This is a genomic window from Pseudomonas vlassakiae (assembly GCF_014269035.2).
In the GTDB taxonomy this organism is placed as follows: Bacteria; Pseudomonadota; Gammaproteobacteria; order Pseudomonadales; family Pseudomonadaceae; genus Aquipseudomonas; species Aquipseudomonas vlassakiae.
Genome location: NZ_JABWRP020000017.1, coordinates 15,386 through 39,919, shown reverse-complemented (window position 1 = coordinate 39,919; position 24,534 = coordinate 15,386). Strand labels below are relative to the sequence as shown.

At 64.1% G+C, this 24,534-nt stretch carries 23 protein-coding genes; 2 read left to right on the top strand and 21 right to left on the bottom strand.

Annotated elements, in window-relative coordinates; genetic code table 11:
* Window positions 1-20: 20 nt before the first annotated feature.
* From HU738_RS20300 to HU738_RS20200, 21 genes are all read right to left on the bottom strand, one after another.
* Window positions 21-1,088, bottom strand: coding sequence for a class I SAM-dependent methyltransferase (locus tag HU738_RS20300; protein WP_186603251.1), 1,068 nt, complete (start codon window positions 1,086-1,088; stop codon window positions 21-23).
* On the bottom strand, window positions 1,078-1,956 hold the full coding sequence (locus HU738_RS20295) for an NAD-dependent epimerase/dehydratase family protein (RefSeq protein WP_186603250.1): 879 nt from the start codon (window positions 1,954-1,956) through the stop codon (window positions 1,078-1,080). Before HU738_RS20295 ends, HU738_RS20300 begins: the two co-directional genes overlap by 11 nt.
* Entirely contained in the window at window positions 1,953-3,179 is a 1,227-nt protein-coding gene (locus tag HU738_RS20290) for a class I SAM-dependent methyltransferase (RefSeq protein ID WP_176508767.1), read from the bottom strand. Before HU738_RS20290 ends, HU738_RS20295 begins: the two co-directional genes overlap by 4 nt.
* Entirely contained in the window at window positions 3,176-3,736 is a 561-nt protein-coding gene (locus HU738_RS20285) for a dTDP-4-dehydrorhamnose 3,5-epimerase family protein (protein ID WP_176508766.1), read from the bottom strand. Before HU738_RS20285 ends, HU738_RS20290 begins: the two co-directional genes overlap by 4 nt.
* Window positions 3,733-4,815, bottom strand: coding sequence for a CDP-glucose 4,6-dehydratase (gene rfbG / locus HU738_RS20280; protein WP_186603249.1), 1,083 nt, complete (start codon window positions 4,813-4,815; stop codon window positions 3,733-3,735). The genes HU738_RS20285 and rfbG overlap by 4 nt, the downstream gene beginning before the upstream one ends.
* Window positions 4,797-5,570, bottom strand: coding sequence for a glucose-1-phosphate cytidylyltransferase (gene rfbF / locus HU738_RS20275; protein ID WP_186603248.1), 774 nt, complete (start codon window positions 5,568-5,570; stop codon window positions 4,797-4,799). Before rfbF ends, rfbG begins: the two co-directional genes overlap by 19 nt.
* Before the next feature lie 138 nt (window positions 5,571-5,708).
* Window positions 5,709-9,275 carry a glycosyltransferase gene (locus tag HU738_RS20270; RefSeq protein WP_186603247.1) on the bottom strand — a complete coding sequence of 1,189 codons (3,567 nt, stop codon included), beginning with the start codon at window positions 9,273-9,275 and terminating at the stop codon, window positions 5,709-5,711.
* A gap of 75 nt (window positions 9,276-9,350) precedes the next feature.
* On the bottom strand, window positions 9,351-10,922 hold the full coding sequence (locus tag HU738_RS20265) for a flagellar hook-associated protein 3 (protein WP_176508762.1): 1,572 nt from the start codon (window positions 10,920-10,922) through the stop codon (window positions 9,351-9,353).
* A gap of 13 nt (window positions 10,923-10,935) precedes the next feature.
* Window positions 10,936-12,984: a flagellar hook-associated protein FlgK gene (gene flgK / locus HU738_RS20260; RefSeq protein WP_186603246.1), complete on the bottom strand. Its 2,049-nt coding sequence runs from the start codon at window positions 12,982-12,984 to the stop codon at window positions 10,936-10,938.
* A gap of 12 nt (window positions 12,985-12,996) precedes the next feature.
* Window positions 12,997-14,163, bottom strand: a complete 1,167-nt coding sequence (gene flgJ, locus HU738_RS20255) for a flagellar assembly peptidoglycan hydrolase FlgJ (protein ID WP_186603245.1) — start codon at window positions 14,161-14,163, stop codon at window positions 12,997-12,999.
* 11 nt (window positions 14,164-14,174) lie between these two features.
* Window positions 14,175-15,284, bottom strand: coding sequence for a flagellar basal body P-ring protein FlgI (locus tag HU738_RS20250; RefSeq protein ID WP_176508759.1), 1,110 nt, complete (start codon window positions 15,282-15,284; stop codon window positions 14,175-14,177).
* 12 nt (window positions 15,285-15,296) lie between these two features.
* A complete protein-coding gene (gene flgH, locus HU738_RS20245) occupies window positions 15,297-15,992 on the bottom strand; it encodes a flagellar basal body L-ring protein FlgH (protein ID WP_027921149.1) in 696 nt (231 codons plus the stop codon).
* Window positions 15,993-16,039: 47 nt separating this feature from the next.
* The gene (flgG, locus tag HU738_RS20240) at window positions 16,040-16,825 is read right to left on the bottom strand and encodes a flagellar basal-body rod protein FlgG (RefSeq protein ID WP_027921148.1); all 786 of its coding nucleotides are present in this window, start codon (window positions 16,823-16,825) and stop codon (window positions 16,040-16,042) included.
* A 47-nt stretch (window positions 16,826-16,872) separates the two neighbouring features.
* Window positions 16,873-17,613 carry a flagellar basal-body rod protein FlgF gene (gene flgF / locus HU738_RS20235; protein WP_085677753.1) on the bottom strand — a complete coding sequence of 247 codons (741 nt, stop codon included), beginning with the start codon at window positions 17,611-17,613 and terminating at the stop codon, window positions 16,873-16,875.
* 179 nt (window positions 17,614-17,792) lie between these two features.
* Window positions 17,793-17,978 carry a hypothetical protein gene (locus HU738_RS20230; protein ID WP_186603244.1) on the bottom strand — a complete coding sequence of 62 codons (186 nt, stop codon included), beginning with the start codon at window positions 17,976-17,978 and terminating at the stop codon, window positions 17,793-17,795.
* Window positions 17,979-18,050: 72 nt separating this feature from the next.
* Entirely contained in the window at window positions 18,051-19,403 is a 1,353-nt protein-coding gene (gene flgE / locus HU738_RS20225; RefSeq protein ID WP_176508756.1) for a flagellar hook protein FlgE, read from the bottom strand.
* A 31-nt stretch (window positions 19,404-19,434) separates the two neighbouring features.
* Window positions 19,435-20,154, bottom strand: a complete 720-nt coding sequence (gene flgD / locus HU738_RS20220; RefSeq protein WP_176508755.1) for a flagellar hook assembly protein FlgD — start codon at window positions 20,152-20,154, stop codon at window positions 19,435-19,437.
* 15 nt (window positions 20,155-20,169) lie between these two features.
* Window positions 20,170-20,613: a flagellar basal body rod protein FlgC gene (gene flgC / locus HU738_RS20215; protein WP_027921143.1), complete on the bottom strand. Its 444-nt coding sequence runs from the start codon at window positions 20,611-20,613 to the stop codon at window positions 20,170-20,172.
* A gap of 3 nt (window positions 20,614-20,616) precedes the next feature.
* A complete protein-coding gene (flgB, locus tag HU738_RS20210) occupies window positions 20,617-21,024 on the bottom strand; it encodes a flagellar basal body rod protein FlgB (protein ID WP_054886324.1) in 408 nt (135 codons plus the stop codon).
* A gap of 404 nt (window positions 21,025-21,428) precedes the next feature.
* Window positions 21,429-22,256: a protein-glutamate O-methyltransferase CheR gene (gene cheR, locus HU738_RS20205; protein WP_054886325.1), complete on the bottom strand. Its 828-nt coding sequence runs from the start codon at window positions 22,254-22,256 to the stop codon at window positions 21,429-21,431.
* A 50-nt stretch (window positions 22,257-22,306) separates the two neighbouring features.
* Complete coding sequence (locus tag HU738_RS20200; RefSeq protein WP_054886326.1) at window positions 22,307-23,236, bottom strand: chemotaxis protein CheV; 930 nt, start codon at window positions 23,234-23,236, stop codon at window positions 22,307-22,309.
* A gap of 78 nt (window positions 23,237-23,314) precedes the next feature.
* On the opposite strand from HU738_RS20200, the gene flgA reads away from it, so the two are divergent.
* On the top strand, window positions 23,315-24,067 hold the full coding sequence (gene flgA / locus HU738_RS20195; RefSeq protein WP_186603243.1) for a flagellar basal body P-ring formation chaperone FlgA: 753 nt from the start codon (window positions 23,315-23,317) through the stop codon (window positions 24,065-24,067).
* A 152-nt stretch (window positions 24,068-24,219) separates the two neighbouring features.
* Window positions 24,220-24,534, top strand: coding sequence for a flagellar biosynthesis anti-sigma factor FlgM (gene flgM / locus HU738_RS20190; protein ID WP_176508754.1), 315 nt, complete (start codon window positions 24,220-24,222; stop codon window positions 24,532-24,534).

The window sequence follows — 24,534 nt, the reverse complement described above, 5'->3', positions numbered from 1 at the left end:
GGAGGCGGTCTCTGCAAAGGTCATTGGAACGCGGCGTCATCGACCGCGTGGTAGACGAAACGGTTGCCGGTGTCACGGCGGATCTCGTCCAGGTAGTTGGAATTCATCACGAACACCTGCGCACCATCGGGCAGGCTGGCCAGCGCTTCCTCAGGCGAGGACACGCGCAGGCCGCTCAGCGGCAGATAGCGGCCTTGCTTGGCCGGGTTGATATCGATCACATGGTCGACCTGTACGCCAGCGCGCTGCAGGTACAGCGAATAGATCACCCCTTTGGACGAGGCGCCCCAGATCGCCGCGCCGCGCCCGGCGTGTTCGCGCACCAGGGCCTGGCCACGTTCGAGGCTGGCGCTGAAGCCAGACGGCAGTTGCAGGCGCTGGCCATCGAAGGCCGGCTCGCGCAGGCTGGCCAGGTCAGCGACGATGTACAGGTACTGGCCGTTGAACAGGTGCCCGGATTCGAGCACCTTGCCGAAGCAGCGGCGCAGGTCGTCCAGGCGGAAGTAGTTGACGTGCTCGTAGAACAGGTCGAACCAGGCACGGTGCTCGAGTATCCAGTCCAGGCATGGCACTTCGATGTAGATCAGGCCGCCCTGGTTGGCGTCGGCGATAGCGCCGAGGAAGGCCAGCGGGTCGGCGATATGCTCCAGCACGTGACGCAGCACCACCGCATCGGCGGCCAGCCCCAGGGCGCGGGTGAACGGCGCCTTGATCACGTCCGGGTTGTCGCCCTCGTAGGCCGGGTCGATGCCGGTCACCTGGTGGCCACGCTGGCGCAGCAGTTCGAGAAAGTAGCCCTTGCCACACCCCACCTCGATCAGGCGCTGGCCGGCGAAGTGCCGGGCCACCAGGCGCTCCACCGCGTCCAGGTGACGCTGGAACGCCGGCGACAGGGCCTGTTCGTTCTGGTAGTCGCTGTCGTAGCTGAGCAGGGACGCGTCGAAGGCCTGGTTGTAGACCAGGCCGGTACGCTCGTCCTGAACCAGGCACAGGTCGCCGCTGGCGGAGGCCTGCGCGCTGGCGGCATCGGCGTAGGTACGATTCTGCAGCACGGGCAAGCCGACCGCACGATACAGTTCATAGGCCATCAGGTTCTCCTTGGGCGGCCAGCAGTTGCGTGAGTCGCTCGGTCACGGCCCAGAATGCCATCGGCTCGTGGCTTGGATAGGGGTAATGGCCGAGGTTGAGCGCCAGCTTGGCGCCGCGCTCGCGCAGGCGCTGCTCGACCAAGCTGCGCACCGCCAGCGGCTGGCCGCTGGCACAGTTGACCACGCCGGAGAACGCCCGGCAGTGCAGCAGCCCGGCCAGCTGCCGCGCGGCCTCGGTGACGGGTTGGAAATCGCGCAGCTGCTCGCCGGCAGACATGTCGAAGGCCGTCGCACCGCTGTCGATGGCGCGGTCGAGGGCGGCCAGCAGGCTGTTGGGGTTCTGCCCCTGGCCATGCAGGTAGAACAGCCGCGCCCATTGCAGGGCAAACGGCATGTGCAACTGCAAGGCCTGGAGGAACTGATGCACGCTGTGCTTGGCCAGCCCGTAGGGATTGCTCGGGCGCGCCGGGCACTGCTCGTCCAGCGGGCCATTCTGCATGCCGTACTCGAAGCAGGTGCCGGTGACCAGCACCTGGCGCACACCCGCCTCGACCGCGTACTTGATGAAGCGGTAGTCGGCCATCAGGTTCTGCTCCAGATGGAACAGCGCCTGATAGTTGGGCAACCCTGGCCAGGCCAGGTGGGCAAGGGCATCGATGCCCTCGACCCAGCCCCCCACCTGCTCGGCATCGGCCAGGTGCAGGTCGCCGGCGACGAACTGCACCTGGTCGAACCACGGCATGCTGCGTGCGCGCTGCACGTCGCGGGCAATGGCGCGCACCCGGCAGCCACGGGCCAGCAGTTCGGCAACCAGGTGGCGGCCAACGAACCCGGTGGCGCCTGTCACCAGCACATGCAGACCGGTCATAGCACGGTCAGCTCAGGCACGGCGATCACGAACTTGCCGCCCCACTCGCGGATGCCGGCCTGCTGCTCGCTGACCTCACGCAGCAGGTTCCACGGCAGCACCAGCACATAGTCCGGCTGCTCTTCGGCCAGGCGCGCCGGCGCCACCACGGGTATACGGCTGCCCGGCAGGAACTTGCCCTGTTTGTGCGGGTTGGCATCGGCCACCCAAGCCAGCAGGTCAGCCTTGACACCGGCGTAGTTGAGCAAGGTATTACCCTTGGCGGCCGCCCCATAGCCGACCACGCGTTTGCCCGCGGCCTTGGCATCGAGCAGGAATCGCAACAGCTGCAGCTTTATGCGCTCGGCGGCCGGCGCCAGGCTCGAATAGAACCCGGCGCTGCGCACGCCCACATCCTCTTCCAGGGCCAGCAGGCTGGCGACGGCCGCTTCCGCAGTCCGGCGCTGGCCGTCGGCGCGCTGCACGAATACCCGCAGCGAACCGCCATGAGTGGGCAGTTCCTGCACGTCGAAAATCTCCAGGCCATTGCGCTGGCAAAGGCCCTGCACTGCGGTCAGGGACAGGTAGGAGTAATGCTCGTGGTACAGGGTGTCGAACTGGTGCTCGGCAATCAGCGACAGCAGGTGGGGAAATTCGAAGGTGGCGACCCCGGCTGGCTTGAGCAAGGTCGCGAAGCCCCCGAGGAAATCGTTGATGTCCGGCACATGGGCGAGCACGTTGTTGGCCGCCATCAGGTCGGCGCTCCAGCCTTCGGCGGCCAGCTGCGCGGCCACCTCGCGGCCGAAGAACACTTCACGGATTTCCAGGCCCTTGGCCCGCGCCGCAGCAGCCGTGCTGCGGGTCGGCTCGACGCCCAGGCACGGGATGCCACGTGCCGCCACGTACTGCAGCAGATAACCGTCATTGGCCGCGATCTCGACCACGCGGCTATCCTGGCCCAGTGCGAAGCGCTCGACCATGCCCGCCACGTAGGTTTCGGCATGCGCCAGCCAGGAACTGGAGTAGGAGCTGAAATAAGCATAATCGGCGTCGAACAGCTGCTCGGCGCGCGTGTAGTCTTCGGTCTGCACCAGCCAGCACTGTTCGCACACCGCCACCTTCAGCGGCACCCACTGTTCAGCCTCGGCCAGTTGCTCGGGACGCAGGTAGGCGTTCGAAGGCGGCGAGGTTCCCAGGTCGATCAACGGCAGGTGCAAGGCGCTGCCACAACCACGGCAATTCATACGGTCACTCCGGTAAAGCAGTCGTCCAGCCAAGGATGCAGCTCATCCCGGGCCGAGAGGTTGATCACGGGCAACGGCCAGGCGATCGCCAGGCGCGGGTCGAACACCGACAGCCCGCCCTCATGCTCGGGGGCATAGTCGGCGCTGTGCAGGTACAGCAGCTCGGCATCGTCGCTCAGGGCCTGGAAGCCGTGGGCGAAGCCTGCCGGCACCAGCAGGCTGCTCGCGTCGCCGGCCTGCAGATGCTCGGCGTGCCAATGCAGGAACGTCGGCGAACCGGCGCGCAGGTCGACTACCACGTCCCATACCTCACCGCGCAGGCAGGTGATGTACTTGCTCTCCGGCTGCGGTCCGGCCTGGTAGTGCAGGCCACGCACGCTGCCACGCTGGCGGGTCAGCGAACGGTTGATCTGGCGGATGTGGAACGGCGCGCCGAAGCGCTCCAGGCTGTCTTCGCAATACAACCGCGAGAAGGCGCCACGGGCGTCTTCAGCGCGGCGGTGCTCGATGCGGGCAAGGCCCGACAGCGGCAAGGCATGCAAGCTGTACTGACTCACAGCGACTCCTGGTAAAGGCTCAGCTGGGTCAGGCAGACCGCGCGCATGTCCATGCCCTTGCGCCAGGCCAGGTGCCAGTTCAGGGTTTGCTCCAGGCATTCGCCGAGTGTCCAGCGCGGGCGCCAGCCAAGCAGCTGGCGTGCGCGCGAGCTGTCCAGGCGCAGCAGCCCGGCTTCGTGCATCTCGCTTTTCTGCAGTTCCACCCCCGGCGCCTGCGGCCATTGCCCGGCGAGCAACTGGACGACCTCGCCGACACTGCACATGTCGTCGTCACCGGGGCCGAAATTCCACGCGCCGGCAAAGCGCGGGCCTTGCTGATACAGGCCAGCCGCCAGCGCCAGGTAACCAGCCAGCGGCTCCAGGGCGTGCTGCCAGGGGCGTACCGCCTGGGGCAGGCGCAGCGTCACCGGCTCCCCGGCGGACCACGCCTTGAGCACATCGGGGATCAGCCGCTCAGGGGAGAAGTCGCCGCCGCCCAGCACATTGCCGGCGCGGGCGGTGGCCAGGCTCAGGCCGTGCTCGGCATGCTTATCGAGTGGAAAGAACGAAGCCGCGTAGGACTGGGCCAGCAGCTCGCAGCAGGCCTTGCTGCTGCTATAGGGATCGTGCCCGCCCAACGCTTCGTTCTCGCGATAGGGCCAGGCCCATTCCTGGTTGGCGTAGACCTTGTCGGTGGTGACCACCACGCAGGCACGCACCCCCCCGACCTGGCGGATCGCCTCCAGCAGGTTGAGGGTACCCATGACATTGGTGGAGTAGGTCCCCAGCGGGTCCCGGTAGCCCTCCCGGACCAGCGGCTGGGCCGCCAGGTGCAGGACGATTTCCGGCTGCACCTCGGCGATCAGTTCCAGCAACACGCCCAGATCACGTACGTCGCCACGGCGGTCATCGATGCCCTCGCCGACCCGGGCCAGTTCGAACAGGCTCGGCTCGGTCGACGGATCCAGGGCGAAACCGGTCACCTTGGCCCCCAGGCTCTGCAGCCAGAGCACCAGCCAGCTGCCCTTGAAGCCGGTGTGGCCCGTGACCAGGACGCGCTTGCCAGCCCAGAACGCAGGGCTCAGGCCCACTGCTTCCATGGTGCCTCCCCGCTGCTCCACAGCTGTTCGAGGTGATTCTTGTCGCGCAGGGTGTCCATCGGATGCCAGAAACCTTCATGGGCGAAGGCATGCAACTGCCCCTCGCTGGCCAACCGCGACAGCGGCTCGGCTTCCCAAGAGGTGGCGTCGCCGTCGATATAGGGCAGCACCTCAGGAGACAGCACGAAGAACCCGCCGTTGATCCAGCCGCCATCGCCGCGTGGTTTTTCGGTAAAGCCCAGCACCTGGTCACCGTCGCGCTGCAGGGCGCCATAACGCCCCGGCGGCTGCACGGCGGTGACCGTGGCGAACCGGCCGTGGGCATGATGGAAGTCGACCAGCGCACTGATGTCGATGTCGGAAACCCCGTCGCCGTAGGTGAAGCAGAACGCCTTTTCACCTTCCAGGTAACGGGCCGCGCGGCGAAGCCGGCCGCCGGTCATGGTCTCCTCGCCGGTGTCGACCAGTGTCACGCGCCATGGCTCGCTGTAGTTCTGATGGACATCCATGCGGTTGGCACGCATGTCGAAGGTGACGTCGGAGGTGTGCAGGAAGTAGTTGGCGAAGAAATCCTTGATCGCGTAGCCCTTGTAGCCCAGGCAGATCACGAAGTCGTGGATACCGTGCGCCGAATACTGCTTCATGATGTGCCAAAGAATTGGCTTGCCACCGATTTCGATCATCGGTTTGGGCTTCAGATGCGACTCTTCGCTGATCCGCGTACCGAGCCCACCCGCCAGAATGACTGCCTTCATCGATTTCCTCATGTACTTCGCGCCCCCGGCAACGCCAGGGCGAAGGATTTATGGCGATATCGAGGGCTACTGCAGGAAATGCGCCAATCTGAAAAATAAAGGGGCCGCTTGGCGGCCCCGAAAGTTCTTTGGCGTCTATCAGTCGGCCAGCCAGCCCCACTCCCAGTGGCGCAGGTTGTCGTCGCGCAACACGAAGTCGCGCATCACCGCCTCGCGCAACTCGTCACCCATGCGGTAGCTGGCCACCGGGTCGGCCAGGTGCGAACGGATCGCCCGCAGCCATTCCTCGGTGCCATTGCCATAGACCCGCGTGCAGGGCAGGTAGCCACGGTAGGCCTCGGTGTCGGTGCAGATGGTCGGATAGCCGCAGGCACCGTATTCCAGCAAGCGCAGGTTGCTCTTGCAGTCGTTGAAGATGTGGAACTCCAGCGGCGCCAGGGCCAGGTCGAGGTTGAGGCTGGCCAGCTTGGCCGGGTACAGCGCCAGCGGAACGCCCGGGTGGTATTCGTGGATGTACGGCCTGAGCACATCCGGGCACATACCGAAGAACACCCACTCCACCTCGTCGGCCAGCTCGCGCACCACGTCGGCGATGATTTCCAGGTCGCCACTGTGGCTGGTGCCCCCTCCCCAGCCCACCCGCGGCTTGCTCGAGGTGCCCCGGCGGCTGGCCGGCAGCTGGGTCCACAGGTGCGGAGCGAGCATGTTCGGCACCACGCGGATGTCGTGGTGCATGTCCGACAACGCATTGGCGAGCGCCTGGGTGGTCACCACGACACGGTCGCACAGGCTGATGCCGCGGCGCAGGTGCTGCTCGATGTCGGCCGGCTTGTTACGCGCATGGGTGTTCTTCTGCGGGGCGCTGAGCACGTAGTCGTCGATCTCGAAGATGCGTCGGGCATTGGAAAAACGGGCGATGCGCTCGATGTCGCGGACCGAGTCATCGTTGTGCCGCAATTGCAGGATGATCACATCCGGGTCCATGCGTGCCAACTGGACCACGGTCGGCGACTCGTAGACTACCCGTCCGACTACACGCCCGGCCGCTTCCAGCTGCTTGAACGGCTGCTCGACACGGTAGTGGCCAACGGCGCTGTCGTTGATCGGCAAGCCCAGCACCGACGGCAGGGCACGGGCGCACAGCGGGCTCCAGCTGCCGCGCAGGCTCGGTTCGAGGCTGAAGTCGGCGGCAGCCAGCCCAAGGTTCGGGTTGTAGGCCGGGTCACGGATCACCTTGCTCAGCCAACGCTCGCAGAACACCTGTTGCTGTTCCAGCAGCACTTGCCGGTCGAGGCCGTCGGACTCGGCCGGCACCTCGCGCTTGAGCAGGGTGGCATACGGCGTGCCCACCACCAGATAGCCCTGGGCACCAGCACGCAGGCACAGGTCGAGCTCAGCCATGCCCTGGCCGAGCGGCTGCGCAGCCAAGCCACCGAGGTCGTCGAAGACGCGCTTGCGCACCATCAGGCAGGCACCGCCGACGGCGCTCCAGTTCTGTACCACCTGCAAGCGCTGCAGGTAGCCGCGCGACTGCATATCCTCGCCGGTAAACGCCGGGCCGGCCACGCTGGACGCCCCCAGCACCCAGCCCGCCTCGACCACCCGCCCCTGGCCATCGACCAGCCGGGCACCGACCACCGCCACTTCCGGGCGCTGAGCGTGCTGCAGCATCTCGTCCAGCCAATGGCCGTCGAGCACCTGCACGCTGGGGTCGAGCAACAGCAGGTAGTCACCACGCGCCTGCGCGGCGGCAGCGTCGATCAACTGGATGCGGGAATCGCCAGGGCTGCGGATCACCCGCAGCATGTCGGCACCCAGCTCGTCCATGGCCTGCAGCCAGGCTGCCATGTCACCCTCGGCGGCAGCCCCCGCCACCATCAGCACTTCGTATCGCCCTTGGGCGGTACGCTCGATCAGGCCTTCGACGCACGACTGCAAGCTGGCCAGGTCGCGGCCCACCGGGACGATGATCGAGGTCAAAGGGGTGTCGCCGTGCAGGTAGTGGACGCGATTGAGCAGCGCCAGGTCATCGTGCTGAATGCGGTGCGCCACACCCAGGCGCCGCAGGTGCGCGGCAAGCACCGCCTCACTCTGGGCGATCACCTCAGGCAGCGACAACCACTGCGCAAAGCTCAAGCTCGACTGCACCTGGATTTCGGCAATGTGTTCGATGACCTGCGGGCCGCGGGTCTCGACCAGGCGCCAGAGCAGGTCATGCGGTGCCAGCTCGGTGAAGCCGGCATCGAAGCCGCCCAGGTCGAGAATCGCCTCGCGGGCAAAGGCCAGGGTACGGCCAACGTAGGGGTAGCTGCGCAGCAGATCGAGGTTGAAGTCCGGCTTGAAGACCGGCTCACCCGGCAAGCCATCCAGCCAGGCCCCTTCGTCACTGTAGGCACAGGCCAGGCTCGGGAACACGGCCGCGCGCTCGGCCAGCAGCAACGTGGCCGACTCGCTCAGGCGGTCGCCAGCGCGCAGCAGGTAGACCCAGTCGGCATCCTGCAGCGAGGCCAGCAGCTGGTTGAGCTGCTGCGGCCAGTCGGCCTGCAGCGGTTGCTGCACCAGCGCTAGCGTGCTGGCGGGCGCGGTATCGCTCAGGACCACGCAGGCGTGCACCGGGTACAACTGCCGTGCCAGGCTTTGCAGGGTCTGCTCCAGCGCCCCGGCATCGCTTGCGACATCCAGCACCAGCGGCACGATGCGCGGCTGCTGCGGCCAGGCGGCGATCGCCTGCGGCAGCAGGCCGCGCTGCACGTCACTGAAGCGGCGCGCCGCCAGCCATTGCTGGTACAGCTCGGCATAGCTCTCGCAGTCACTACCGACCCGGCCGCCCAGGCGGGTCTGCCAGTTGCTGATGATCCGCGCCACACATAATTCCTGCCACTGGCGCGGCTGCTCCTGCGCCTCGGTCAGCGGTACATAGCGCACCCAGCCGCTGGCCGGTGCCGCTTCACCGCTGCGTGCGGCGAGCATCTGCATCATCCAGCGCCATTCCTGCGGCGCCCCTTGCACCACCGCATCCTGCTTGCTCAGGCGCTGCGGATGCAGGCGCTCGATCAGGCCGGGCTCGCTGAGCATGATCATGTTGCCACGGCGCATCAGGCAGGCGAACAGCGCAAGGTCAAGCAGCGCGACAAAGCTCAGGCCATCGCCGGTCAGCGCTTGCAGCCACTGCAGCGCCTGCTCGCGGCGCATCAGCGCAGCCGAGAAGTTGCCGAGGAAGTTCACTGGCCGGCCGTCGAGCATCGCCAGCATGTCTTCGCCCTTGAACAGGCTGTCGACGTTGGCGAAGCGCGCATTGGCAATGCGCATCGGCAGGATGAAATTGTTCTCGTCGCACAGCACCCGTTGCGACAGCACCAGGCCGACTTCCTCGTGACCCTGCAGCGCCTGGACCTGATGTGCCAGGCACTGCGGGAACAGGCGGTCATCGTCGCATAGCACCTTCACCAGCTCGCCACGCGCCTGCCCGACCGCCTGCACGAGATTGCCGACGAACCCCAGGCGCCGGACGTTGCGCACATAGCGCAGGCGAGGCTCGGCGTCTATGGCGTTGACGATCGCCTCGATCTCGTCACCCTCGCTGTCGTCGCAGACCAGCACTTCGAGGGCGTCATAGGTCTGGCCCAGGGCACTGTGCAGGGCCATGGCGAAGAACCGGGGATTGAAGGCAGGAATGACGATACTGACGAGCGGCTTTTCGTTCACGGTGACGACCTTGCAAAAAAAATGTGCGCCGCACCTGACGGTGGCGGCGCACGGTGGACTACGCCAGAAGCGTGATCACATGTAGTTGATCAGCGACAGGCCGGCGACCTTGGCATAAGCCTGCAGCGAGGCCTGCAGCATGTTGGTCTGCATGGTCAGGCGGATCATCACCTCGGCCGGGTCGCTTTCGCGGATCGAACTCTGGGTCTTGGTGTTCTCTGCGCTCAACGCCGAGTTGGTTTCCGCCTGCACGTCCAGCGCCTGGCCACGGCCACCGATCGAAGCGATCGACGCTGTCACCTGGTTGCTGGCGCTGGCGATGTTGCCGATTGCCGAATCCAGCGCCGCCTTGAAGTTCTGCCGGGCCGCCGGATCGCCGTCGACAGGCGTGTTCAGCGCGGCGCGCAACTGGCCGATGGTGTCGAGGATGTTCTGGGTCTGGTGGGTGTCGACCTTGACCGCGAAGGAATCACCCGCGTTCGGCGCGCCCGAGAGGTCGAACTGCACGCCCATGGCCGTGGCCGTGGTGCCACTGAGGGTACCGGTGGAGATCGGCTTGCTGTTGGCGCTGACCGGTGCCGCATACAACTCGAAATCGGTGGCGCTGGTGAACTTGAGCACCGCACCTTCAGGGAAGGCGGCCTTGTACGCCGACTGGTCGACTACAGTGGCCCCGGTGACCTGGGCCGATGAGCTGTTGCCCGGGCTGCGCGTCCCGCTGATCTGGTCCGGCTTGGAAGACAGGCTGAAAGTGTGACCGGCGATGGCCGCGTCCGGGTCGGCCGAATCACCTGCCTGGAAGCTGATTTCCAGGCGCAAGTCGACACCCCGGAAGGAGATCTGGGTGTTTTCCCCCTTGGGGTCGAACTTGCCGCCCTGGGTCGCTTCGAGGGTCACGTCGTTGCCACTGGCATCGGTGATCTTGAATTCGGTGCTGCTGGTGAATTCGATGCTGTAAGGCTCGCCACTGCGGAAGCGGTCGTTGTAGGTAGCACTGCCCGATACCTGGCCATTGGACAGGCTGACACGCCCGTCGTCGGTAGCCGGTGCGGTCAGGCGGGTCTCACTGCGGCTGGTGTTCAAGGCCTGCTCGAAGGCATCGTAGCCGGTCTCGTTGGCGGCCAGGCTGAGCATGTCGCCAACCTGCAGCTTGAGCTGCGACTGGTCACCCTGGTACGTGTAGGTGCCGTCAGCGTTGCGCACGTAGGGCTGAGTGTCGCCCTTGGAGCCGGAGAAGAGGTACTTGCCATTCTCGTCCCTGCTGTTCATCAAGGTGAACAGCTGCTTCTCCAGCGAGTCCAGCTCGGCGGCATTGGCCTTGCGGTCGGCGTCGGTGAAGCCGGCGTTGCCGGAACTGACCGCCAGTTCATTGACCCGCTGCAGGATGGTACCGATGGCATTCAGGGTGCTTTCGGTAGTACCCAGGGCATTGCGAATGCTGGTGACATTGCCGTTGTACTGATCGAGCAGGTTCTGCTGCTGCTCGAGCTGCAGCAGGCGCGCCGCGCCAACCGGGTCGTCCTTGGCGGAACGCACGCGGATATTGTCGCTGGCGTCCTGCTGCGATTTCGCCACATTGGCGAAATTCTTCTGATAGTTGGATTGGGTGGTCGAGTAGAACTGCGAAGTGGAGATGCGTACGCTCACGATCTACGGCTCCTTAAAGACTGTTGATCAGGGTGGCGAAGGTTTCCTGGGCCGCCTTGATGATCTGCGACGACGCGGTGTAGTACTGCTGGAACTTGATCAGGTTGCCGGCCTCCTCATCGACCGACACCCCCGACAGCCCATTGCGGCTGTCCAGGGCGGAGGTGTGCAGCGCGCCGGTGGCATCGCTGTCCATCTGCGCCTGGCCGGCCTTGCCGCCGACATTGGAAACCAGCTTGGCGTAGGCGTCGGTGAAGCTGATGCCCTTGCCATCGGCTCCGACCTCGACCGTGGACTTGGTCTGCAGGTCAAGCACCGATTGGGCGTTGCGGTTGTCTGCAGAACCGGATGCGGTCATGGCCACGGTGAAGCTGTCGCCATTCTTCGGCGAGCCGGATACATCCATCTCGAAGGTAAAGGTCTTCTGCGTGGCGCCGTCCATGATCGGGTTGCCACTGGCATCGACCATGGGCACCGACAGCTGCAGCTTGTTGTCCTGGCCGGGTACGATGGTGCCGCTGCCGATGGCCGTGCCCTTCGAGTCGTACAGGGTGTACGCCTGCGGCGAGGCGGTATCGTCGCCGAACACCAGCTTGACCGGGGTCGAATACTTGATGCCGGTCTGCAGGTCGGCACGCTGGGCGGCATCATAGATATCCAGCTTGGAAGTCAGGGTCGGCTGGGTGATGGTGCCGGTGCCCTTGTTGCCCGAGGCACTGGTACCGGTCAGCGGCGCGGCCATGGCCAGGCGCTTGGGATCGGTCAGGGTGGCTTCGATGCCGGCAGCGGCATTGCGCGTCGGGGTGATCTTGAAGCTGTCGCCGGCGCTCAGGGCACCGCCATTGAGCGACAGGCTGAAGCCATCGATGACCGGTGCCGGGTCATCGTCCAGGCTGTAGCTGCCCATGTCGGTGCCGTCTGGCAGCTTGCGCACGGTGTACTGCTTGTCGCTGGTGAAGGTGACCTGGTAGTCGCTGGTGGTCAGCTTGCCCGTGTCCTTGATGGTCACGTCGAGGTTGCCGGAACCTGCGCTGTTGCCGGACTTGGCGATGCTGCGCTGGCCGATGGCGGCGGCACTGTTGATGTCGGCGAACATTGCCGAGCCGAACTCACCGTTCTTGTCGATACCCTGTGCCAGCTGGCTGTTGATGGCATCGGCCACCACCAGCGCCACCCGGCCGAGCTCGTTGAGCGCTGGGTCCAGGGTGTCCTTGCGGTAGCGGATCAGCCCGCCAAGCTCACCACCGGAGGTGCTGTTGGTGATGTCCATCTTGGTCGAGCCGCGGTTGAGGATCAGGCTCATGCGGGTCGGGTCGGTGGCGCTTGCCTCGACGCCGATGGTCTGGGTGGTGTTGCCCAGCACCAGGGCCTGGCCGTTCTTCAGGTAGATGTCGTAGTTGCCGTTCTTCTGCTCGACCACGTCGGCCCCGATCAGCGCCGACAGCTTGCGCACCGCGCCGTCGCGCTGGTCGAGCAGGTCGTTGGGCTGGCCGGTCACCGCGCCTACCTTGGAGATCTGGCCGTTCAGGTCGGCGATGGTCTTGGACAGCGCATTGACCTGTTCGGCAATCGAGGCCATGTTGCTGTTGATGTTGCTGTTCTGCTGGTTGAGCTGCGAGGACAGGGTGTTGAAACGCTTGGCCAGGGACTGGGCGCTGGTCAGCAACAGCTGGCGCGAAGCGTCTTCGGTCGGCTTGGCCGAGGCGTCCTGCAGGGCACTGAAGAAGCTCTGCAGCGCGGCGGTGATACCGGTGTCGCTGCTCGACAGCGCGGTGTCCAGCGGGGTGATCTGGTTCAGGTAGGAAGTGGCGTCGCTGCTCAGCGAGGTCGTGGTGCGCAGCTGGTTCTCGAGGAACGCGTTGTACACCCGGCGCACGTCGGCCAGGGTGGTGCCGGTGCCGATGAACACCTGGCCGACCTGCTGGCCGCCCTTGGTCTTCTGCACGTTCTGCTGGCGCGAGTAGCTCTCGACATCGGCGTTGGCAATGTTGTTACCGAGGGTGTACATCCCCGACTGCGCGGCGCCAAGCCCCGACATACCAATATTGATCAGACTCGCCATGGTTCCATACCCTTAAAGTTTCGTTGTGGTACCGAGCATTGCGTAGCTCTCGTACGACTTCATCTGTCTTGCGATCTGCGAGATCTTGCTGGCGTAGTTCGGGTCGGTGGCGTAACCGGCCTTTTGCAGCTCTCGCACGAATTGTTCTGGGTTATCGGCCGACTTCACCGCATCTTGATAGCGCGAATTGCTCTGCAACAGGCTCACCAGGTCGTGGAAACTGTCCTGGTACGAGTCATAGGAACGAAACGCCGCCGTCTCCTTGACGAACTGGCCGTCGCGGAATTCGCTGGTGATCGCCCGCGCCGAATCACCTTGCCAGTTACTGCTGGCCTTGATGCCGAACAGGTTGTGGCTGCTGCTGCCATCGCTGTTGCGCATGACCGATTTGCCCCAACCGGTTTCCAGGGCGGCCTGGGCCACCAGGTAACGTGGGTCGACACCAATGCGCTTGGCGGCCTGCTCGGCCATGGGCAACATGGTGGCGACGAATTCGTCGCTGTCGGCAAAGGCCTTCTTCGGCGCCAGCGGCGGCTGTGCCACGGCACGGCCGGTGATGCGCAGGCCGTTGTCCGGAATGGCGATGGCCTTGGCCACCTGCTGCCCGTCACGGGCCGGCACGGCGGCGCTATTGGTGGTCGCAGCGGGGCTGGTGGCCGAGGGCACGATACCGGCCAGCAGGCGGTCGGTGAGCTTGCCCGGCAACGCCAGGCGCCGCGAGTTGAGCGCGGCGACGTCGTTGCGCGTGGCCGTGGTTTGGGTAGCCTGCACCGGGTCGGCCACCTTGTTGCCCCACAGCGTCGGCGCGCTGCCTTCGATACGCGGGAACGGGCTGGTGTTGACCGGGGTGCTCTTGTGCTTCGACAGCTGGCGCACCAGCACATCCTGCAGGCCGATACCGCCGCCCTCGCGGGACATGCTCACGGCCAGCTGCTGGTCATACATGTCGCGGTACTGCTTGACCGTCTCGCTGTTCATCGGGTTGTCGTCGGCCAGCACGTCACTGGCCTTGCGAGAGGCCTTGAGCATCTCGCTGATGAACAGCGACTCGAACTCCTGGGCCACCTTGCGCACGTTGGCGTCGCTGTCGCGGTCACCGTGCTTGAGCGAACTCAGGCGATTGAGGTCGGTGTAGGCACCACTGTCGGCGTGGCTGGAGACCAGGCTTTTCGAATTCATCCGTGGCGTCCTCAGATCACGATCAGGTCGGCCTGCAGGGCGCCGGCCTGTTTCAGTGCTTCGAGGATGGCCATCAGGTCGCCCGGTGCCGCGCCGACCTGGTTCACCGCGCGAACGATCTCATCCAGCGTGGTCCCAGGGCCGAACTTGAACATCGGCTTGGCTTCCTGCTCGGCATTGACCCGCGAACGCGGAACCACTGCGGTCTGGCCATTGGAGAACGGCCCCGGCTGGCTGACGATCGGGTCTTCGGTGATGGTCACGGTCAGGCTGCCGTGGGTCACCGCCGCCGGCGAGACCTTGACGTTCTGGCCGATGACGATGGTACCGGTACGCGAGTTGATGATGACCTTGGCCACCGCCTGGCCCGGGTCGATCTCGAGGTTCTCGAGGATCGACAGGTAGTCGACCCGCTGGCTCGGGTCCATCGGCGCGGTGACCCGCACCGAGCCGCCATCAACGGCCTGCGCCACACCCGGGCCGAGCAGGTCGTTCACCTTGTCGACGATGCGCTTGGCCGTGGTGAAGTCCGGGCGGTTGAGGTTCAGGGTCAGGCTGTTGCCCTGGTTGAAGCCGCTCGGCACGGCGCGCTCGACCGAGGCGCCGCCAGGAATACGGCCGGCCGACGGAACGTTGACGGTGATCTTCGAACCGTCACGGCCCTCGGCATCGAAGCCGCCGACCACCAGGTTACCTTGCGCGATCGCGTAGACGTTGCCGTCGATCCCCTTGAGCGGGGTCATCAGCAGGCTGCCGCCGCGCAGGCTCTTGGAGTTGCCGATCGACGAAACGGTGATATCCACCACCTGGCCCGGCTTGGCGAACGCCGGCAGGTCGGCATGCACCGACACCGCCGCGACGTTCTTCAACTGCACGTTGCCGGAGCCGGCCGGCACCTTGATGCCGAACTGCGACAGCATGTTGTTGAAGGTCTGCAGGGTGAACGGGGTCTGGGTGGTCTGGTCACCCGTGCCGTTGAGCCCCACCACCAGGCCATAGCCGATCAACTGGTTGGAACGCACGCCGGAGATGCTGGCAATGTCCTTGAGGCGTTCGGCATGGGCACCGAACGCGCAGGACAAGAGCAGGGTCGCGGCTATCAGCTGCCTAACGTTGAACATGTTCATCCGTACTCAGAAGGGCCAAAGCGGGCTCATGAAGAAGCGGTCCAGCCAGCCGGGCTGACTGGCATCGGCGAACGAACCGGTGCCCGAATAGGTGATGCGCGCATCGGCCACGCGAGTCGACGGCACGGTGTTGTCGGTGGCGATATCGTCGGCACGGATCAGGCCGGCGATACGCACCAGCTCTTCACCGGTGTTGAGGGTCATCCACTTTTCACCGCGCACGGCAATGATGCCGTTGGGCAGCACCTCGGCCACGGTGACGGTGATCGAGCCGGTCAGGGTGTTGCCCTGGGTGGCCTTGCTGTCGCCCTTGGTGGTGCGGTCACCGCTGTAGCCGGCTTCCAGCGACAGATCGCCGCTGCCGAACGGGTTGTTGGTGTTCGGGTTGGAGCCGAACAGCGAGGTCAGGCCAATGTCGGCCTTGCTGTTCTTCTGGATCTGCGAACCCGCGTTCTTGCTCGCCGAGGTGCGTTCGTTGAGGGTGATGGTGATGATGTCACCCACGCGGAACGCCTTGCGGTCGGTGTACAGGCCCTGCTCGAAACCGGCCTGGTAGATCGAACCGTTGTTGGCTGCAGCCGGCAGCGGGGTACGCGGCAGAACCGGCGCGTAATACGGGTCGTTCGGCTTGGGCGTCGGCGCGACGCAACCAGCCAGCACAACCGCCCCCCCCAGGGCGAATACAGACAACAGACGCTTCATGACACTTACCTCACGGTGTAACGGGAGTAGAACCTGAACTTGGGCTTTTAGAGCTGCTGAGTCACGAACGACAGCATCTGGTCGGCGGTCGAGATGACCTTGGAGTTCATCTCGTAGGCACGCTGGGTGGTAATCATGTTCACCAGCTCTTCCACGGTGCTGACGTTGGAGTTTTCCAGGGTCTGCTGCAGGGTGGTGCCGAAGCCGTTCAGGCCTGGAGTGCCGACCTGTGGCGCGCCGCTGGCAGCGGTTTCCAGGAACAGGTTGTCTCCGATCGCCTGCAGGCCCGCCGGGTTGATGAAGTCGGCGGTCTGCAGGTTGCCGATCACCTGTGCAGCCGGGTTGCCGGCGGTGGTGATCGACACGGTGCCGTCCTGGCCGACGGTGAAGGTCTGGGCATCGTTCGGCACGACGATCGCCGGCTCCAGGGCAAAGCCTTGGGCGGTGACGATCTGGCCATCGGAGTTCAGGTGGAAGGTACCGTCACGGGTGTACGAGACGGTACCGTCCGGCTGCAGCACCTGGAAGAAGCCACGGCCGTTGACCGCCATGTCCAGCGGGTTCTCGGTGGTCTGCAGGCTGCCGGTCTGGAAGTTTTTCTGGGTGCCGACGATGCGCACACCGGTACCGACCTGCAGGCCCGACGGCAGCTCGCTGTCCTGGGTCGACTGCGCGCCTGGCTGACGCTTGATCTGGTACAGCAGGTCGGCGAACTCGGCACGATCACGCTTGAAGCCGGTGGTCGAGACGTTGGCCAGGTTGTTGGAAATGACAGTCAGGTTGGTGTCCTGGGCGGACAGGCCGGTTTTAGCGACCCAAAGAGCCGGAAGCATCAGTATTCTCCTCGTGCGCCTGTTTTACGGCACCCGTTCATAGTTGGTTAACCGATTTGCAAAACACGCGCCATGGCTTCATCGCCTTCCTTGGCCGCGTTCATCATTTTCACGTGCAGCTCGAACTGGCGGGACAGCGCCAGCACCGAGGTCATTTCTTCAACGGCATTGACGTTGCTGCCTTCGAGGAAGCCCGACACCACCCGCACATTGACGTCGGCAGCAGCCGGTTGGCCGTTCTGGGTGTGGATCAGCCCGTCCAGGCCTTTGGTCATGCTCTTGATGTCCGGGTTGACCAGCTTGATGCGGTCGACCTCGGCCATCACCCGTGGGTCTTCACCCATCGAGCGGATGCTGATGGTGCCGTCGGCACCCACTTCAACCTTCTGCTCTGGCGGAATGGCGATCGGGCCACCGTTGCCGATCACCGGCATGCCGTTGCCGGCACGCAGCACGCCGAGGGCGTCGATGTTCAGGCTGCCGGTGCGCACGTAGGCTTCGCTGCCATCGGGCGCCTGTACGGCAATGAAGCCCTGCCCGGACACGGCCACGTCCAGGTCACGCCCGGTCTCGACCATCGGCCCTTCGCTGAAGTCGGTAGCCGGGCGCTCAGTCATGGCAAACGCCCGCGACGGAAAGCTGTCACCAAACACCGGCATCGAGCGCGCCTGCTCCAGGTCGCGCTGGAAACCATTGGTGGAAACGTTCGCCAGGTTGTTGGCGTGGGCCTTTTGCGCCAGCGCGTTCTGGCTGGCGCCGGTCATGGCCACGTAAAGCATCTTGTCCACAGTCATCCTCCGCTGCACTGACGATCGTTTGCCGCTCGCCGTTGCTGTGCAGGCTCTAAAGCAAGTTCCGAACCAACTTTCTGAATTGATGAAAAAGCCCGTGATTACGGGCTTTTTCGGGGTTTTGCCAAAGGGTGGACGCCGGATATCCGGCGCCGGATTGCCGCTGGCGGCAAGATTCAGGGCTCGCGGCAACCGCCATTGCTGAATGGGCCGGCGAATTTCTTCCAGCCATCGCCCGGCGACCATTGCGAGCACACCAGCCGGCCATCCGCCTGACTCTCCCAGCGCCACCAGGGCGCGGTGCCGGCGTGGGCCTGGTACAGACAGAAAGCGGCGACCAATGTGACAACCAGCCTTTTCATCATCCCTCCTGCAAATACGACTGACCCCTTTCCAGGAAAGGGGTCAGTCCACACACGCTCAGCCAGCGACCATCAAGTCATCTGGATGATGGTCTGCATGATGGTGCTTTCGGTGGAGATGGTCTTGGCGTTCGCCTGGTAGTTGCTCTGCGCCTTGATCAGCTCGACCAGCTCCTGGGTCAGGTTGACGTTCGAGGCCTCCAGCGAGTTGGACTCGACGCTGCCCAAGGTGCCGGTCTTCGGCGAGTCGATACCCGGAATCCCCGAGGAGTAGGTCTCGGTCCAGCGCGTGCCGCCGATCTGCTGCAGCCCTTGCTCGTTGGCAAAGCTGGCCAGGGCCACCTGACCGATCGCGCGGGACTGCTGGTTGCTGAAACTGGCGAACATCACCCCGGTGGAGTCGATCGACAGGCTCGACAGGATGCCGGTGGCATAACCATCCTGGGACTGCGACATGCGCGCGGTCTCGGTGTTGTAGGAGGTCGTACTGTTCATCGACAGGCGCATGCCAGCGGTGTTTTCCGCCGAGCCATTGGAGGCCCAGTTGCCCGAGGCATCCTTGGCGGCCGGAATCCAGCCCTTGAGGGTGAAGGTGTTGTTGGTCACATCCCACTGCGCACCCGCCGGGGCACCCACCGGGATGCTCGCCGGGTCGGTGGCCATGGACGCCACGCTACCGTCGGAGTTGAAGGTCATGGACGCTTCCAGCGGTGCGGTGGAAGTCGGATCCATCGGGTTGCGACCATCGATCAGGGTGTACATGGTCCACTGGTTCGTACCGGTCTTGCGGTAGAACTGCTCCATGGTGTGCTCGTTGCCCTGGCTGTCATACACCTTGGTCGGGAAGGACTTGGTGTAGGTGGTGTCATCCGCAGGGTCGAACGTCGGGCCGGCTGGCGTGGCACTCGGCAGCGGGATGATGGTCGCCTCGGAGTTGAGGTTGATGCCCTGGTCGATGAGTGTGGTGGCCTTGGGCGCGAGTGCCGAAGTATCGATCTTCAGGTCAGTCAGCGCGCCGCGCTTGATGTTGCCGTTCTCGTCAGCGGCATAGCCTTGCAGGCGCAAGCCGTCAGAGGTTACCACGTAGTTGTCCTTGCTGTTCTGGAAGGCACCGGCACGGGTGTATACGCGCGCACCGTTGTCCGACAGCACGAAGAAGCCCTGACCCTGGATACCCATGTCCAGCACGTTGCCGGTGTTGTTGACGTCACCCTGGCTGAACTGCTGGGAAATCGCCGCCAGGCGCACACCGTTGCCGACCTGGTTCTTGCCCACGCCCAGGCGGTTGGCGCCGGCGTAGACATCGGCGAACTCGGCGCGCGAGGATTTGAAGCCGGTGGTGTTGACGTTGGCAATGTTGTTGCCGGTAACGTCCAGCTGCTTGTTGGCTGCGTACAGACCGCTAAGGCCGATATTGAAAGACATGCTGTTGCTCCTTTTTGCCGTTCTGTCGGCCTTAGATACCGATGGTTTGTACGTCGGACAGGGATACCTTGCCCACGCCCGCCAGGTTCAGCACCATCTCGCCGGTGGTGTTGAAGCTGACGCTGGTGACCTTGGCCGGCAGCAGGGTGTTCATCTGCACCGCCTTGCCGTCCACCGTGGTGGTGGCTGCGAAGGTATAGGTACCCGGGTCGACCTTCTCACCCTTGTTGTTGGTACCGTCCCAGATGAAGTCGCTGTAACCGGCTTTCTGCTCGCCCAGTTCGATGGTCTTGACCGTGTTGCCATCCTTGTCGGTGATGGTGATCTTGGCCTCGCTGATGGCCTGCGGCACCACGAACTGTGCGTTGAAGCTGTCGGCGGTATCGACGATCGCCTTGTCGTTCTGCACGATCACCGAGCGGCCGACCAGCGAGGACGCCTGCAGCGCTTGGGACGACGCCATGGCGCCGGTGATCGCACTGACCGACTGGTTCAGCGAGGTGATGCCTTCGAGGCTGCTGAACTGCGCCAACTGGGCGACGAATTCGCTGTTGTCCTGCGGATCCAGCGGGTTCTGGTGCTGCATCTGGGTGACCAGCAACTGCAGGAACGCATCCTTGCCGAGGGCCTGCCCACCGGTCGCGGAGCTGGTCGCAGAATTGGTCGCGGTGGTTTTCTTGGTGCTGGAGCTGACACCGGACGCCGCGATGACGTCGTTGAGGTTCACACCGCTGGTGCTATCGACTGCCATGGTCTGGATTCCTTATCACTGACCCAGGGTCAGTACTTTCTGCATCATGTTCTTGGCGGTGTTCATCAGCTCGGCGTTGGTCTGGAACGCACGGCTGGCGGAGATCATGTCAGCCATCTCCTCGACCACGTTGACGTTCGGGTAATAGACGTAGCCGTCCTTGTTCGCCGCCGGATGATTCGGCTCGTAGCGCGCTTCCAGGTTGCTCTGGTCTTCGACGATACCCTTGACCTGCACACCCTGCCCTGCTTCGCCCTGGTCCTCGAACAGCGACTGGCTGACGCCGCTTTGCGCGTTCTGGAAGGTGGTGGCGAACACCGGGTGGCGCGCACGGTAGGTCTGATCGATGCTCGACGACACGGTTTCGGCGTTGGCGATGTTCGAGGCGACGGTGTTGAGGCGGGTGTTCTGCGCGCTCATGCCACTGCCGGCAATGTTGAAAACACTGGAAAGGGACATGAATTACTCTCCGCGCAGGGCCGAAACCAGCCCTTTGAATTTACTGTTGAGCAAGGTGAAGCTGGCCTGGAAACCGATGGCGTTCTCCGTGTAGTTCGATTGCTCGATCTGGGCGTCCACGGTGTTCTGGTCGATCGATGGCTGGGTCGGCACGCGGTATTGCAAGGTGTCGTCGGCCATTGCCAGGCCTTCGGCCTCGATGTGGCGGCTGTTGGTGCGGTCCATGGCGAAGCGGCCGCTTTGCTGCTTCTGGCTCTCGGCGGCGAGCACCGACGAGAAGTCCATGTCACGCGCCTTGTAGTTGGGCGTGTCGGCGTTGGCGATGTTGTTGGCCAGCACTTCGGCACGCTGGGCGCGGAAGCCCAGTGCCTTTTCGTGAATGCCAAGCGCCTTGTCGAAACTGATGCTCATGTCGGGGAACCTTCGAAGGTTGGCCGGAATTTCGTTGAGCAAGGTATAGCAAGGGCTGTGCCAGAATTCCGAAAGCCCGGAAATGCTGGGCTACGACGCTGCTAGCTGATGGCGTGATGCCAGAAAAGCGGCAAAGTGCTTCCGCCTGGCGAAGCGAAAGCGGCAATTGCCGGGCGGCAAAAGCGGCAAAACAAAAAATTGACGTCAGCGCGGGAGACTGCCTTGAGTTTTAGGGTGAGGCACAAATCGAGCGCCGCCCGCACGGCGCTTCGCGGATAAATCCGCTCCTACAGTTTGTTGCAACGTGCCGAACCTGTTACGCCACGGTCGCCTGCCTCGGCGCATGGTTTGTGGGAGCGGATTCATCCGCGATGCGCCGCGCGAGCGGCGCTCGACCCACCCATTCACTTGGCCTGGTAGATGATCCCCGGGCTGCACTGGACCATCTGGTAATGGTCCGGCAACCCGTTCAGCGCTTCCGAAGCGCCGAGGAACAGGTAGCCCCCGGGCTTCAGGGTGCTGTGGATACGCATCAGGATGTCCTTCTTCACCTGCGCCGAGAAGTAGATCAGCACATTGCGACAGAACACGATGTCGAACTTGCCCAGGCTCGCATAGCTGTCGAGCAGGTTGAACGAGCGGAACTCGACGCGGCTACGGATTGCCGGCTTGACTGCCCAGCGCCCCGGCCCCTTGGCGTCGAAGTAACGCTGCAGACGCTCCTGGGACAGGCCACGGGCGATGGCCAGGCTGTCGTACTCACCGGTCTTGCAGTTGGTCAGCATCGAGCCGGACAGGTCGGTGGCAACGATCTGGGCCCCCATCTTCAACTGACCCAGGTTGCTGCGCTCGAACTCATCGATGGCCATCGAGATCGAGTACGGCTCCTGCCCCGACGAGCAAGCCGCCGACCACATGCGCAGGCGCTGCCCGGGGTTGTTCCTGATGAACTCGGGAATGACCTTGTTCTTCAGCACTTCGAACGGGTAGGTATCGCGAAACCACAGGGTTTCGTTGGTGGTCATCGCATCCACTACCTGTTCGCGCAGGCCACCCCGCGGCTGGGTCTGGATCCGCTGCACCAGCTCGCCCAGGCTCTTGATGCCCTGCTGCTCCATCAACTTGTTGAGACGGCTGGAAACCAGGTACTGCTTATTCTCGCCCAGCAGGATGCCACAGGCTTTTTCCAGGAAGACCCTGAACTGTTCGAACTCCAAATTACCCGTAGACACTACTGCCGCCTCTTTTAAATCACTGGTGCCGGAAACATGCCCCGGCTGCTTCAATTCGCTGCCTTGATCCGGTCGACCACGCGCTGGGCCAGGTCGTCCGGCTTGAACTTGGCCAGGAAATCATCCGCCCCGACCTTCTTGACCATCGCCTGGTTGAATACCCCGGACAGCGAAGTATGCAGGCAGATGTGCAATTTTTGCATGCGCGGATCGCTGCGGATCTCTGCGGTAAGCGTATAGCCATCCATTTCCGGCATTTCAATGTCGGAGATCATCATCAGGAACTCTTCTTCCGGCTTTTTGCCCTCCTCCACCAGCTTGCGCAGGTAGTCGAGCGCCTGTCGGCCATCGTTGAGCGCCACCACGTCCACCCCCACCGTCTGCAGGCAGCGGCTGACCTGCTTGCGCGCCACCGACGAATCGTCGACGGTCAGCACCCGCAGCAGCGTGGCCTTGTCCTGCACCTCGGCGTCGACCACGCCGGCAGACACCGACTCGGACGATGGCGCCACTTCGGCCAGCACCTTCTCCACATCGATGATCTCGACCATGCGGTTGTCGACCCGGGTGACGGCGGTCAGGTAGTGGTCGCGGCCCGTGCCCTTGGGTGGCGGATGGATCTCTTCCCAGTTCATGTTGACGATGCGCTCGACCGAGTGCACCAGGAAGCCTTGGGTCTTGGTGTTGTACTCGGTGATGATCACGAAGCTGTTGCGCGTGTCTTCCTGCAACCCCGGCAGGCCGGTCGCCATCGACAGGTCGAGGATCGGGATGGTCGCCCCGCGAATGTTGGCCACGCCTCGCACCACCGGGTGCGACTTGGGCAGCACGGTCAGCTCCGGACACTGCAGCACTTCGCGAACCTTGAACACGTTGATGCCGTATAGCTGCGCCCCGTTGAGACGGAACAGCAGCAATTCCAGGCGATTCTGCCCAACCAGCTGCGTGCGCTGGTTGACTGAATCCATTACCCCCGCCATGCCTGACTCCTTATGCGTTCTGCCTTTTTGGTGCTACATGACCACCAAGTCGGCACGGGCTTTGCTTTTTTGAGCGCCATGTACACGAAAACGACAAATTTCCGACGACTGACGCGCCTGCTGAGCGGCACGCTCGCCGCGCTGTGCCTGCTGGCACCCGGCGTTCGCACGCTGGCGGATGCGGTTACCTTGCCTGAACAGCTTATCGGTGTCACCCAAGGGTTTCTTGAATTCAGTGTCGAGGATTACCTGGCCACCACCCAGACGCCCGGGCGCTACGAAATCCAGGTCAACCCGCTCGATCCGCGTCTGCGCATGCCACTGTGCAGCCAGCAGCTGGACGCCTCGCTGGAGAGCCCGGCGCAACCGCTGGGCCGGGTCACCGTGCGGGTCCGCTGTGACGGCAGCGCGCCGTGGACCATCTTCGTGCCGGCAACCGTGAAGCTGTTCCGCGATGTGGTGGTGGTGACCCGCCCGCTCAAGCGCGACAACGTCGTTGGCGAAGCTGACGTGGCCCTGCGCGAGCGTGACGTCGGCACGCTGCCCCAGGGCTTTCTCACCGACCTCGACCAGGCGGTCGGCATGAAGATGCTGCGCCCGACCGTACTCGACCAGGTCCTCACGCCGCAGCACCTGGAGCAAGCCGAAGTGGTGCGTAAAGGCGATCATGTGGTGATCACCGCGCGCAGCGGCACCTTGAGCGTGCGCATGCCTGGCGAAGCCTTGGCCAAGGGCGGCCAGGGCGAACAGATCCGCGTGCGCAACCTCAATTCGCAGCGCGTGGTAAAAGCCCGTGTCACCGGCCCCGGGCAGGTCGAGGTCGCCATGTAGATTGCGCTGGCGGTGAGGAACCGCTTTTCCTAAACTGTGTCAGAACACGGGTTCGCGAGCTTGCTGACAGGCGGCTATGCATTTACGCCTAAAGTTTCTTTCGGGTTGGCCGAAAACAAGGCAAGCGTCCAAATACCCAGAGGTTTCTGATCATGGTCATCGACTTCAGTCGTTTGAATAATTCTCCGTCCATTACGGGCGGCGTTCGTGGCAACACCACGTCCGGCAACGCCGAGAAAACCGGCGAAACCCAAGAAGCGCCAAAAAGCGCCAGCGCCAGCGGAGAAGCGGTACACCTCAGCCAAGAGGCCCAGCAGTTGCAAAAGGTGAGCGACAAGCTGCGCGACCAGCCCGTCGTCAACAGTGCCCGGGTGGCCCAGTTGAAGCAGGCGATCGCCGACGGCAGCTACCAGGTCGATGCCGGCCGCGTCGCCAGCAAACTGCTCGATTTCGAAGCCCAGCGCTGA